We start from the raw sequence: 12,474 nt of genomic DNA on the forward strand, positions 1-12,474 counted from the left end.
GAAAACATATTGACATTATATGCTTTTGCTGATATGATAATGCCCATAAGATGAGTTGACCAAACGAATTGGAGACTTTGAGCAGCATATGGATCTCGTCCGGAAGGATGGCAATGGAGCCCAAGAGGGCACAGTCACTTTTTCGAGCATTTCCATAGGCTCGCTTGGAGTCTCCTTTTTGCATACTTAAAAGTACGGATATGCATCAATGAAAGGATGTTGGACAATATGGCAATCAAGGATCAGGATATCGCAAGAGAACGAGAGAAGGTAGAATTCAAGCGCGCGATGGACCCGTGCCCGATCGACTTTTCGGAGCTGCAGACGACGAACCCGCGCGCCAATGGCGAGCAGAAGGAATACGAGGGCCGCGATGCCTCGAACTTCAATCGCCGCAAGAAGTACAACGATGAAGAGGAACCGCAGTTCACGGCGAGCTTCCTGACAGGCGAGCTTCCTGTCGAGCCAAACCGCTATCGTCTCGTCTGGTCGCGCCACTGCCCGTGGGCCAACCGCATCTCGATCGCGATTGACCTCCTGGGACTCGACAGGGTGATCTCGAAGGGCGTCGTCGATCCGCTGCGCCCAGCTGGCGTCGTCGGCGACTGGTTCTTCACATTGGACCCGGATGAGAAGGACCCCGTCCTCGGCGTCCATTCACTCGGCGAATGCTATCGCAAGGCGGACCCGGCATTTGACCAGCGTGCGACGGTACCGGCTCTCGTCGATGTCAAGACGGGCAAGGTCGTTAACAATGATTACCATGTCCTTGATGCGGAACTCGCTGTGGCTTTCAAGGACTACATCGCCGAAGATGCGCCGGATATCTATCCGGAGGAGCTGCGCGAGGACATCGATGCCCTCAATATCATCCTCTACGCAGATGTCAATCTGGCCGTCAATCTCGCTGCACTCGTCGGTACGCAGGAAGAGTACGAGTTCTACTACAATAAGATCTTCGACCGCCTCGACTGGCTTGAGGAGCGCCTTTCGACGCGCCGCTACCTCATGGGCGATACGATTACGCTGCCGGATATCCGCCTGTTCGTGACACTCTCGCGCTTCGATCTCGTCTTCTATCAGAAGTACTTCGTCAACAAGAAGCGCCTCGTCGACTATCCGAATCTCTGGAATTACGCGAAGGACCTCTACTCGAATCCGGCTTTCGGCAACAACACGGACTTCGATTCCATGCGCAAGCGCTTCTACTATGTCGATCACACACCGTTTGCCGATCTCAAGCGCATCGTGCCGAAGGGACCCGATGACAGCCGCTGGAATGAGCCGAATGACCGCGCGGAGAAATTCGCCAGATAATCTGCTGAGATGAGCATGACAGGTAGCAGAGGAGGGACCCTGTATGGACCAGAATACGACGGCTGTCGTTCGCCTTATTGAAGCGACAGAACTTTCAGGGCGCGATGACCTCATCGCCCAGGCCAAGCGGGCCTTTCTCGACTATCTGGCAGCTCTGCTGGCAGCTCGGCGCGAGCCGGCTGTAGAGAATCTGCGCCAGATGACGGATGAGGGTCGCGCATCTGACAGGGCAAGGCTTTACGGCTTTGCTTCGCATTACCTCGATTTTGACGATGCGCAGGCCAATATCGCCGGCCACTTCAGCACGGTGCTCTATTCAGTGCTGTTGGCGGTGGCAAGGCCGGACGATGCAGTCTGCGACTTCCTGGCAGCATACATCGCTGGGGCGGAATTGGAGGGCTTGCTCGGCGCGCGCCTCAATCCAGAACACCGGCGGCAGGGCTGGCATTCCACTGGCACGGTCGGCACTTTGGGGGCTGCCGCGGCCATCGTGCGGCTGCGTCGTTTGACAGGGGAGCGGGCGGCAGAGGTCCTCTCGCTGGCAGGCACTCAGTCAGCTGGCATGGCCTTTGAGGCCGGCTCGGACGGCAAGCCGCTTCATGCTGGTTTTGCGGCAGAGCATGCGGTGACGGCGTTTCGTCTCGTTGAGGCGGGCCTGAATGCACGTACAAACCTGTTCGACGATGTGACGGGGTGGCTGGCCGTCTTCACGGATGGCCGACGGTACCTCGATGTGGCACGCATGCAGCAAGAATGGTTGCAGCCCGGCCAGATTTTGGAGCCGGGCCTCTGGATGAAGCGTCACATGTACTGTTCCGCTGCAATCTGTGCGGCAGATGGTGCAGAAGAGCTCTACCGACAAGGGCTGCGCATGGCGGATGTTCGCTCCATCACGGTGCATTTCCCACCTGGCGCCGACCGAGCACTGCGCTATACGCGGCCGCAGACGGGCCGCGAGGGACAGTTCTCCGTCGAATTTATCATCTGGCAGATCTTGCAGCATGGCAGGATCGAGGATGCATACTTTAGGCAGAGTACCGTGCCGCAGGCGTTCCTGGAGGCGCTTCCCAAGTTTCACCGCGCTTATGACGTCCCGACGCTGCCGCTGTCGGAGCGCGCCGTGCCACTGACAGCTGAGACCGTGGACGGACGGCACTGGCAGGCGGATGTGCGCGAGCCGCAGGGCTCGCCGGCAAGACCGCTGACGATTGCGCAGCAGAAGGAGAAACTGGAGATGGCGGTAGGCAGTCTGTCGGCCGGCCATATCATCGATACGATTGGCAACTGGCCCGATGGGGAAATCGGGCCTTGCCTTGACTGGATAAAAGGAGAGATGTTCCCATGAAGATACCGAATCGATTTGCACGCGTGCTGACAGCCGTCCTGATGGTCGTGGGCCTCGGCGTACTGGCCGGCTGCGGCAGTGATACGGATGATAGCAGTGCCAGCGTCAACAAGGATGCCAAGACGGTCGTCGTGGCGACGCGCGGCACGGTCAAACCGTATTCCTACACGGATGATGACGGCAAGCTGACGGGCTACGATGTCGAGATCCTCAAGGAGATCGAGAAGCGCGACCCGAGCTTGCACTTCACTTTCAAGCCAATGGCTGTCGATGCAGCTTTCGTCGCGATGGATTCCTCGCAGGTTGACATGATTGCCAACCAGATGCGCCATTCGCCGGCGCGCGACGAGAAGTACATCTTCCCGAAAGAACTCAACAATTACACGGTGCGCAAGCTCGTCGTGCCGAAAGACGATGATGCGACGAAGTCCCTCGACGACCTCAAGGGCAAGAAGGTAGCTGTCACGACGAACTCGGAGTTTGCCGATCTCGTCAAGAAATTCAATGAGACGGCCGATACCCCAATCGAGATTGTCTACACGGATAAGGGCCCATCGGAGACGATGAACCTCGTTGCGACGGGGCGTGCACAGGCTGCCGGCGAGTATGAGTACATTGTCTCGGTCGCACAGAAAGACAAGAATCTGCCCATCAAGACGGTGGGGCCGACACTGACGAAGGTACCGACTTACTTCCTGCTCCGCAAGGACGACGAGATGCAGAAGGTCGCCGATAAGATCGACGCTGCGCTCAAGTCCATGAGGGAAGATGGCACGCTCAAGGCGCTCTCTGAGAAGTACCTCGGTGCGGATTACACGGAAGCGCCGACTGAATAACCGCGCAGAAAGGAGAAGGCTCGATGGGTACTTATTTTGATGTCGGATATATGATCAAGTCATTTCCGACGCTCCTGGGCATGGTCCACATCACGCTGCTGGTGACGATTTTTTCGGCGATTGTCGGCATCCTGCTCGGCGCTGCCATCGCGGTCCTGCGCATCCAGTGCGTGCCAGTCATCGCGCCGCTCCTGCGCATCTTCATCTCGTTCATGCGCGGGACGCCTTTCCTCGTGCAGCTTTTCCTTGCTTACTTCGGTGTGCCGGAGATCCTCGCACATGTCGGTATCAGCATGAAAGGCGTGCCGCCATTGGCTTTTGTTCTCGCAGTGTTTACGCTGCACATGGCTGCCTATGGTGCGGAGATCCTGCGCTCGAGCATTTTGGCTGTGCCTGTCGGAGAGAAAGAGGCGGCGATGAGCCTCGGCATGACGTCCTTCCAGATGTACCGTCGTGTCGTCCTGCCACAGGCCTTCCAGATGGCGATGCCGGCTCTCATCAACACGGTCATCGGCGTCGTCAAAGGCACGAGCCTGATCTTTAATGTCGGCGTCGTCGACATCATGCGCAAGGCGGAGCTCATGGCGGGCAACTCACAGCGCAGCCTGGAACTCTACGTGGACGTGGCCGTCATCTACGGTATCTTGATCTTCCTGATTGCGCGCATCGGACGGTTCCTCGAGAGGCGCCAGAGCCACAATCGGGATCTTGCAGAACTCAGTGAGGCGTAAGATTATGAATGGACATAGTTTGATTGACTGGCAATACATCGTGCAGGGTGCTGCGTTCATCGCGCCTTATGTCAAGGTCACTTTGCTCCTGACGCTCTCGAGCGTATTCTTCGGCGCAGTGCTCGGACTCGTCAGTTGCCTGGCACAGCGGAGCCAAGTGCCCGCGCTGGGCAAGCTCTTCCGGCTTTACGTCTACGTTTGCCGGAGCATTCCCAACATGGTGCTTTTATATCTCGTTTACTACGGCATGCCGCTTGCCTTCCTGGCATTACGCGGCAAGACCGGCATCCATGTGCCCATAGAACATGTGCCAGCCATGGCTGTAGCCATCATCGGCCTGACGCTCCACACGGGGGCCTACCTCAGCGAGATTTTCCGCGCGGCACTCGACTCGGTACCTCAGGGACAGTTTGAAGCGGCTGAGGCGATGGGGATGACATCGTTCCAGATGTACCGCCGCGTCATCTTCCCGCAGGCCATCGTCTTTGCGCTGCCGCTCTTTGCCAACCAGTTCCTTTCGACGATGAAGAGCACGAGCATCGTTTTCGTTATCACGGTCATCGAGGTGTTTGGTGCGGCCAAACTCTTCTGTGAGGACAACTCGCAGTACTTCGAAGCTTACATCGTGGCGGCTCTCCTCTATTGGGGTATGGGCATCTTATTTGAATACCTATTTACGAAACTCGAGGACCGACTCTCCTCGTACAAGAGGTGCAAGATATGATAAAACTTGAACACGTGAAGAAGTCCTTCGGTGATCAGGCTATCCTGCGGGATATCAGCCTGAATGTGCCGACGGGCAGTGTGACAGTCATCCTCGGCCCGTCGGGCAGTGGTAAGACGACGCTCCTGCGCACGATCAACTTTCTTGGCAAGGCCGATGGAGGCACGCTCTTCATCAATGACCAGCGCTACGACCTCCGCAAGGCATCCCGCAAAGAGATTCTCGCTGTACGCCGTCAGACGGCTATGGTATTCCAATCGTACAACCTTTTCTCGAATATGACGGCATTGCAGAACGTTATGGAAGCGCTCGTGACGGTGCAGGGCAGGAACAAGGCGGACGCGAGGGAGCGGGCGGCTGAGTTGCTCACTCAGGTCGGCATGAAGGAGCATGCCGACAAGTATCCGGCACAGCTTTCAGGTGGTCAGCAGCAGCGCGTCGGCATCGCCCGCGCTCTGGCGGTCAATCCGCAGGTCATCCTGTTCGATGAGCCGACGAGTGCTCTCGATCCGGAACTCGTCGGCGAGGTACTGGCTGTCATCCGCGACGTGGCTAAGAACAGCAAGGTCACGATGATCATCGTGACGCATGAGATTGCCTTTGCGCGCGAGGTCGCCGACCAGATCGTTTTCATGGAGGGCGGCTGCGTCGTGGAGACGGGCGCACCGCAGGACGTTCTCGTCCATCCGCGCGAGGAGCGCACGAGAGTATTCCTCAACCGCTACCTCGGCGGCACAACATTGCGCGACGGCGCGGGCATTTGACATCGACAGTTGATAGAGAGGAGGAATCACATGGCAACGTATCGTGAACTGGGGGAGGCCGACCTTGATGCGTACTACCGCATCCTGCATGAGGGCTATCAGACGGACAAGAAGTATCCCCTTTCTTTCGCCGCCATGACGGCAACGCGGGAGCAGGAGCGCGCTTGGCTCATGAGCAACCCGACGTACGGGCTGTTCGAGGATGGCGAGCTTGTCAGCGCGCTCTCTCTGCGCATGCCTTGGGGGCCAAATCCCGGTCCTGAAGGTGTACCGCACATCGGCCAGGTCGTCACAGCCCCTGAGCATATGCACCGAGGCTATGCTTCAACACTCATCGGCCTCATCTTGGAAGAGGTCCTGAAACAGCAGCTCAAGGTGCCCTTCGTGACGCTCGGGACAGCGACGAGCCATCCGTGGCTGCGGAAGATGTATGAGAAGCTCGGCTTTCGTGCGTTCCGTGAAGTCCAGTTGCCGGGGAAGGCACACCGTACTGTCTATCTGCGCCGAGACCTCGATTGACCGAGGTCTTTTTTGTGTGTCATCCAGTTCTACTTATATGTAGGGAAGGGCCGGACACATTGACACTGGGGCCCGCAAGATGATATGATAGATAAGGGAATATCGGTAACTTCTCCAAACTCAAAATGAGATTTTCCAGAGGCCGCCATGATAGGCGGGTGGAAGGTCAATTTGAGTTTTTTCGTCGTGTTTTCACTTCCGCGGTGCAGAGACGCCGCCAGGAAATTGAGGAGGAAATCACTAAATGATCGAGCGTTATACTAAGCCGGAAATGGGCCATCTCTGGTCTATCGAGAACGAGTGGCAGCAGATCCTGAATGTCGAGATGGCTGCCTGCGATGCCATGGCCGAACTCGGAGAGATCCCGAAAGAGGCTGCCAAGAACATTCGCGCGAAAGCAAAATTCGATGTCAATCGCATCCATGAGATCGAGTCGGTCACGCATCACGACATCATCGCGTTCCTGACGAACGTCGCCGAGAATGTTGGTGATGACTCCAAATACATCCACAAGGGCCTGACGTCCTCGGATGTCAAGGACACGGCATACTGCATGATGATGCGCGATGCCTGCACGATCATCCTCGATGACCTCAAAAAGTTCCGTGAAGTCCTGCGCCGCCGCGCGAAGGAATTCAAGCATACGCCGTGCATCGGCCGCACGCATGGCATCCATGCTGAGCCGATGACGTTCGGCCTCAAGCTCTTGCTCTGGAGCGCCGAGATCGAGCGCGACATCGAGCGCATGGAGCATGCGAAGAAGATTGTCTCGGTCTGCAAGCTCTCGGGCGCTGTCGGCACGTACTCGAACATCGACCCGAAGATCGAGCAGATGGTCGGCAAGAAGCTCGGCCTGACGCCGGTGCGCCTCGCTACGCAGGTCATCCAGCGTGATCGTCATGCTGAGTTCGTCACGTCAATCGCAATCTGTTCCTCGACGCTCGAGAAGATCGCGACGGAAGTCCGCAACCTGCAGCGCACGGATATCCGCGAGGCAGAGGAGTACTTCTCCCCGGGCCAGAAGGGCTCTTCGGCGATGCCGCATAAGCGCAATCCGATCAACTGCGAGCGCATCTCCGGCATGGCCCGCCTGAACCGCGGCAATGCCGTCGCTGCTCTTGAGGACATCACGCTCTGGCATGAGCGCGATATCTCCCATTCGTCCGTCGAGCGCGTCATCCTGCCGGATTCGTCGATCAACCTCGACTACTGCACGCAGAAGCTCACGGACATCATCGACAAGCTGCTCGTCTATCCGGACAAGATGCTCCACGATATGAACCGCACGGGCGGCCTGATCTACAGCCAGCGCATCCTGCTGTCGGTCGTCGACAAGGGCGTGCTGCGCGAGGATGCCTACAAGTGGGTACAGCGCAACGCCATGAAGCGCTGGATGGAAGGCCAAGACTTCCGCACGAGCGTCGAGAACGACCCGGATATCACGAAGTACCTGACGAAGGAAGAGATCGATGACTGCTTCGACTACAAGTACTTCCTGCGCCATGTCGATATGATCTTCGAGCGCTTCGGCCTCTGAGAATCCAATAAGTGAATGAAAGCCTCTTCTCCCTGCGGGGAGAAGGCTTTTCTATGTTTGTGGAGCATCGCAGTAGATGGTCCAACATGCATCATAAAGGAGAGACCATTATGTCAACAGTAGTAGTAACGGGCACCCAGTGGGGCGATGAAGGCAAGGGCAAGATTGTCGACTATCTCGCTCAGCAGGCTGAGACAGTCGTGCGCTTCCAGGGCGGCAGCAATGCCGGCCATACCGTTGTCGTCGATGGTGTAGACTATAAACTGCGCCTGATGCCGTCGGGTATCCTCTTCAAGGGTTCGCACTGCGTCATCGGCAACGGTGTCGCCTTCAACCCGAAGGTCATGCTGCAGGAGATGGACAGCCTCGCAGAGCGCGGCATCGACCTCTCTGGCATCCGCATCAGCAACCGTGCCCAGCTCGTCCTGCCGTATCACTGCCTGATGGATCAGCTCGCCGATGATGCGCGCGGCAAGGGCAAAGTCGGTACGACGCACAACGGCATCGGCCCGTGCTATGTCGACCGCGACAACCGCATCGGCATCCGCGTCTGCGACTTCATCGACAAGGAAGAGTTCGCAAAGCGCCTCAAGGAAAACCTCGCCATCAAGAACCGCGAGCTCAAGCTGCTCTACGACCATGAGCCGCTCGACTACGAGGAGATCCTCGAGGAGTACAATGGCTATGCAGACCGCCTGCGCCCGTATGTCTGCGACACGATTGCCCTGCTCGATGAAGAGATCAAGGCCGGCCGCAAGATCCTCTTCGAAGGCGCACAGGCCACGATGCTCGACATCGACTACGGCACGTATCCGTACGTCACGGCTTCGCACCCAATCTCGGGCGGCGTCGCCATCGGCGCCGGCGTGGCCCCGCAGAAGATCGACAAGGTCGTCGGTATCGTCAAGGCTTACTGCACGCGTGTAGGCGAGGGCCCGTTCCCGACGGAACAGCTCAACGAGACGGGCGACAAACTGCGTGAAGTCGGCCACGAGTACGGCGTCGTCACGGGCCGTCCGCGCCGCACGGGCTGGCTCGATGCCTGTGTCGTCCGCTATGCCGGCATCCTCTCGGGCATCGACTACATGGCCGTCACGCGCCTCGACATCCTCGACAGCTTCGACGAGATCAAGATGTGCGTCGCCTACAAGTACAAGGGCGAGACACTCAACGAGATTCCGGCCAGCCTCAAGGTCCTCGCAGAAGTCGAGCCGGTCTATGAGACGTTCCCGGGCTGGAAGTGCGATATCAGCAAGATCCGCAAGTACGAAGACCTGCCGGAGAATGCCAAGAAGTACCTCACGCGCATGGCAGAGGTCACGGGCATCGGTCTCGGCATCGTCTCCGTCGGTCCGAACCGCGACGAGACAATCGTCATCGCCAAGGATATCTTCTGAGATATAGTTTGATTGGAGCAGGGTGCATCGAGTGATGCACCCTGTTTTTTTGCTCTGCATAAAAGTCAGAAAATACCGTGTATTTATATAAGTCGCTGAGAAATAGAAAACAATAAAAATAGATTGACAAACCGGGAGTATGATGCTATATTTAAATCATGAAATGTGCTCGAACACAAATGAGCAAAGTATTGGAACTCGAACAAAGGAGAGAAAAGAAATGGTAACAAGCACAGGCAATGCGCCAGAGAAGAAAATCTCCAGTGCATTCATTTACTTCTTCGGATCCTTCGGCGGCATCCTCTTCGGTTATGATATCGGCGTCATGACAGGAGCCCTGCCGTTCCTGCAGAACGATTGGAACCTGCAGGGCAATGCGAGCATCATCGGCTGGATCACATCGGCCGTCATGTTCGGCGCTATCTTTGGCGGCGCACTCGCCGGTCAGCTCTCTGACCGCCTCGGCCGCCGCAAGATGATTCTCATCTCCGCACTCATCTTCGTTGTCGGCTCGATCCTCTCTGGTATCGCTCCGCACAACGGCCAGTATTATCTCATCGGTGTCCGCATCCTCCTGGGCCTCGCCGTCGGCGCGGCTTCGGCTCTCGTCCCGGCTTACATGTCGGAAATGGCACCGGCTCATCTGCGCGGCCGCCTCTCGGGCATCAACCAGACGATGATTGTCTCGGGCATGCTGCTCTCGTACATCGTCGACTTCCTGCTCAAGGACCTGCCGGAGACGATAGCATGGCGCCTGATGCTCGGCCTCGCTGCCGTGCCGGCCATCATCCTCTTCCTCGGCGTCCTGCGCCTGCCGGAATCCCCGCGTTTCCTCGTCAACCACGGTTTTGTCGATCAGGCACGCCGTGTGCTTGGTTACATCCGCAAGAATGACAAGGAAGTCGAAGCAGAGCTCGCTGACATCCAGAACACGGCAGCAAGCGAAGCACAGGCTCAGAGCAAGACGACGTTTGCCACGCTTCTTTCGGACAAGTACCGCTACCTCGTGACGGCTGGTGTCGGCGTTGCAGCCTTCCAGCAGTTCCAGGGTGCAAATGCAATCTTCTACTACATCCCGCTGATCGTCGAGAAGGCGACGGGACAGGCAGCCAGCTCGCAGCTCATGTGGCCGATCATCCAGGGCATCCTGCTCGTCCTCGGCTCGCTGATCTTCCTCGTCATCGCAGATAAGTTCAACCGCCGCACGCTGCTGACGGTTGGCGGCACGATCATGGGCCTCTCGTTCATCCTGCCGGCTGTCATCAACAGCATCATCCCGGATGCTGACCCGATGATGATTGTCTTCTTCCTCTGCATCTACGTTGCATTCTATTCCTTCACGTGGGCACCGCTCACCTGGGTCATCGTCGGCGAGATCTTCCCGCTGGCCATCCGCGGCCGCGCTTCGGGCCTTGCATCCTCGTTCAACTGGATCGGCTCCTTCCTTGTCGGCCTGCTGTTCCCAATCATGACGGCTTCGTTCTCTCAGGCTGCTGTCTTCGCTATCTTCGGCGTCATCTGCCTGCTCGGTGTCTGCTTCATCCGCAACTGCGTGCCGGAGACGCGCGGCCATACGCTCGAGGAGATCGAGGCTGCTGGCACGAAGAAATCCGCAAATGCATCGATGCACAATGCCTGATCGCATATAGATATCAGGTAAGGGTATTGCAAAGGGAAGGTTTACCATGGACTTAAAGAAAAATGCCGCAGCGATTGAGGCGGGCCGCACGGCCCTCGGCCTCGAGCTCGGTTCGACGAACATCAAGATGGTGCTGGTCAATGAAGCTTGCGAGACGCTGGCCTCGACGAGCTACGGCTGGGAGAATCAGCTGGAGAACGGCATCTGGACGTACGACCTTGCGACGGTCTGGCTCGGCATCGAGGATGCGTTCCACAGCCTGACGGCCGATGTGCAGAGCCGCTACCATGTGGAGCTCAAGACCATCGGCTCCATCGGCGTCAGCGCGATGATGCACGGCTACCTGCCGTTCGACAAGGACGGCAAGCAGCTCGCACCGTTCCGGACCTGGCGCAATAACATCACGGGCGAGGCAGCAGATCAGCTCACGGAGCTCTTCGGCTTCAACATCCCGCAGCGCTGGAGCATCGCGCACCTCTATCAAGCCATCCTCAATAAAGAAGATCACGTCAAGGACATCGCTTTTTTGACGACGCTGGCCGGCTATGTACACTGGCAGCTCAGCGGCGAGAAAGTCCTCGGCATCGGCGATGCTTCGGGCATGTTCCCGATTGATGAGAAGACGGGCCTTTACGACGCGGCGATGCTCGAGAAGTTCGAGAGCCTTGATGCGGTCAAGGCCTATCCCTGGAAACTGCAGGAAATCCTGCCGCAGCCGCTGCGTGCAGGCCACTCCGGCGGCCAGCTCACGAAGGAGGGTGCATGGCTGCTCGACCCGACGGGCAAGCTGCAGCCGGGCGCGCTCATGGCGCCGCCTGAGGGCGATGCCGGCACGGGCATGGTCTCGACGAACGCCGTCCGCAAGCGCACGGGCAACATCTCGGTCGGCACGTCGGCGTTCTCGATGAACGTCCTCGACGCACCGCTCAAGGAAGTGCACCGCGACATCGATGTTGTGACGACGCCGGACGGTGCGCCGGTGGCCATGGTCCATGCCAACAACTGCTCGAGCGACCTCAATGCCTGGATCGGCATGTTCGGCGAGTTCGCAGAGCTCATCGGCCACGGCCAGACGCCAGCCAAGCTTTACCGGACGCTGTTTGAAGTGTCGCAGCGCGCAAACCGCGATGCGGGCGGCCTGCTCAATTACAGCTGCCTGTCAGGCGAGAACATCACGAAGGTCGAGACGGGCCGTCCTCTCTTCGTGCGCACGCCGCACAGCCACATGAACCTCGCGAACTTTATGCTCGCGCAGCTCTACGGCTGCTTCGCTCCGCTCAAAATCGGCATGGACATCCTCGTCAAGGAAGAGGGCGTCCAGACGGACGTCATGATCGCGCAGGGCGGTCTCTTCAAGACGCCGGTCATCGGCCAGCAGGTCCTCGCCGACTGCCTCGGCCTGCCGATCACCGTCATGGAGACGGCCGGCGAGGGCGGACCGTGGGGCATGGCGGTGCTCGCCGTCTTTGCCAAGTGGCATAGCGGCAAGGCGCTGGCAGATTTCCTCGATGACGATGTCTTCCACAATCCAGAGAGCTCGACGCTGCTGCCGACGGAAGCCGGCCGCCTCGGCTGCCAGAAGTTCATCGCCGCCTACAAGGAAGGCCTCGAGGTCGAGCGCAAGGCTGGCGAGCTCATAGCCGACCATGCCGACGCCTGAGCATT

Annotated in this window: 11 protein-coding genes; all 11 read left to right on the forward strand. The window is 58.2% G+C overall.

Annotation, left to right across the window (positions count from 1 at the left end; translation table 11 throughout):
• Nucleotides 1–228: 228 nt before the first annotated feature.
• The 11 genes from MITSMUL_RS11160 to MITSMUL_RS11210 all read left to right on the forward strand — a co-directional run bounded on the left by MITSMUL_RS11160 (nt 229) and on the right by MITSMUL_RS11210 (nt 12,469).
• Complete coding sequence (locus tag MITSMUL_RS11160) at nt 229–1,317, forward strand: glutathione S-transferase C-terminal domain-containing protein (RefSeq protein WP_040636421.1); 1,089 nt, start codon at nt 229–231, stop codon at nt 1,315–1,317.
• Between the two features lie 43 nt (nt 1,318–1,360).
• Nucleotides 1,361–2,662: an MmgE/PrpD family protein gene (locus MITSMUL_RS11165; RefSeq protein ID WP_005842780.1), complete on the forward strand. Its 1,302-nt coding sequence runs from the start codon at nt 1,361–1,363 to the stop codon at nt 2,660–2,662.
• Nucleotides 2,659–3,498, forward strand: a complete 840-nt coding sequence (locus tag MITSMUL_RS11170; protein ID WP_005842781.1) for a transporter substrate-binding domain-containing protein — start codon at nt 2,659–2,661, stop codon at nt 3,496–3,498. Before MITSMUL_RS11165 ends, MITSMUL_RS11170 begins: the two co-directional genes overlap by 4 nt.
• Nucleotides 3,499–3,548: 50 nt before the next feature.
• The gene (locus tag MITSMUL_RS11175) at nt 3,549–4,229 is read left to right on the forward strand and encodes an amino acid ABC transporter permease (protein ID WP_244944575.1); all 681 of its coding nucleotides are present in this window, start codon (nt 3,549–3,551) and stop codon (nt 4,227–4,229) included.
• Between the two features lie 19 nt (nt 4,230–4,248).
• Nucleotides 4,249–4,953, forward strand: a complete 705-nt coding sequence (locus MITSMUL_RS11180; RefSeq protein WP_211205250.1) for an amino acid ABC transporter permease — start codon at nt 4,249–4,251, stop codon at nt 4,951–4,953.
• Entirely contained in the window at nt 4,950–5,717 is a 768-nt protein-coding gene (locus tag MITSMUL_RS11185; RefSeq protein WP_005842786.1) for an amino acid ABC transporter ATP-binding protein, read from the forward strand. Before MITSMUL_RS11180 ends, MITSMUL_RS11185 begins: the two co-directional genes overlap by 4 nt.
• 30 nt (nt 5,718–5,747) lie before the next feature.
• On the forward strand, nt 5,748–6,236 hold the full coding sequence (locus tag MITSMUL_RS11190) for a GNAT family N-acetyltransferase (protein ID WP_005842789.1): 489 nt from the start codon (nt 5,748–5,750) through the stop codon (nt 6,234–6,236).
• Nucleotides 6,237–6,480: 244 nt separating this feature from the next.
• Nucleotides 6,481–7,773: an adenylosuccinate lyase gene (purB, locus tag MITSMUL_RS11195; protein WP_005842790.1), complete on the forward strand. Its 1,293-nt coding sequence runs from the start codon at nt 6,481–6,483 to the stop codon at nt 7,771–7,773.
• 110 nt (nt 7,774–7,883) lie between these two features.
• Entirely contained in the window at nt 7,884–9,170 is a 1,287-nt protein-coding gene (locus MITSMUL_RS11200) for an adenylosuccinate synthase (RefSeq protein WP_040636422.1), read from the forward strand.
• A gap of 163 nt (nt 9,171–9,333) precedes the next feature.
• Nucleotides 9,334–10,809 (forward strand): sugar porter family MFS transporter, encoded by a 1,476-nt coding sequence (locus tag MITSMUL_RS11205; protein ID WP_071599959.1) that lies wholly within the window; start codon nt 9,334–9,336, stop codon nt 10,807–10,809.
• Between the two features lie 46 nt (nt 10,810–10,855).
• Nucleotides 10,856–12,469 (forward strand): xylulokinase, encoded by a 1,614-nt coding sequence (locus tag MITSMUL_RS11210; protein ID WP_005842795.1) that lies wholly within the window; start codon nt 10,856–10,858, stop codon nt 12,467–12,469.
• Nucleotides 12,470–12,474 lie beyond the last annotated feature (5 nt).

This window comes from Mitsuokella multacida DSM 20544 (assembly GCF_000155955.1).
GTDB lineage: Bacteria > Bacillota > Negativicutes > Selenomonadales > Selenomonadaceae > Mitsuokella > Mitsuokella multacida.

Coding starts and splice junctions, on each gene's coding strand:
- MITSMUL_RS11160 (WP_040636421.1), top strand. CDS start 229: ATGGCAATCAAGGATCAGGATATCGCAAGAGAACGAGAGAAGGTAGAA.
- MITSMUL_RS11165 (WP_005842780.1), top strand. CDS start 1,361: ATGGACCAGAATACGACGGCTGTCGTTCGCCTTATTGAAGCGACAGAA.
- MITSMUL_RS11170 (WP_005842781.1), top strand. CDS start 2,659: ATGAAGATACCGAATCGATTTGCACGCGTGCTGACAGCCGTCCTGATG.
- MITSMUL_RS11175 (WP_244944575.1), top strand. CDS start 3,549: ATGATCAAGTCATTTCCGACGCTCCTGGGCATGGTCCACATCACGCTG.
- MITSMUL_RS11185 (WP_005842786.1), top strand. CDS start 4,950: ATGATAAAACTTGAACACGTGAAGAAGTCCTTCGGTGATCAGGCTATC.
- MITSMUL_RS11190 (WP_005842789.1), top strand. CDS start 5,748: ATGGCAACGTATCGTGAACTGGGGGAGGCCGACCTTGATGCGTACTAC.
- purB (WP_005842790.1), top strand. CDS start 6,481: ATGATCGAGCGTTATACTAAGCCGGAAATGGGCCATCTCTGGTCTATC.
- MITSMUL_RS11200 (WP_040636422.1), top strand. CDS start 7,884: ATGTCAACAGTAGTAGTAACGGGCACCCAGTGGGGCGATGAAGGCAAG.
- MITSMUL_RS11205 (WP_071599959.1), top strand. CDS start 9,334: ATGTGCTCGAACACAAATGAGCAAAGTATTGGAACTCGAACAAAGGAG.
- MITSMUL_RS11210 (WP_005842795.1), top strand. CDS start 10,856: ATGGACTTAAAGAAAAATGCCGCAGCGATTGAGGCGGGCCGCACGGCC.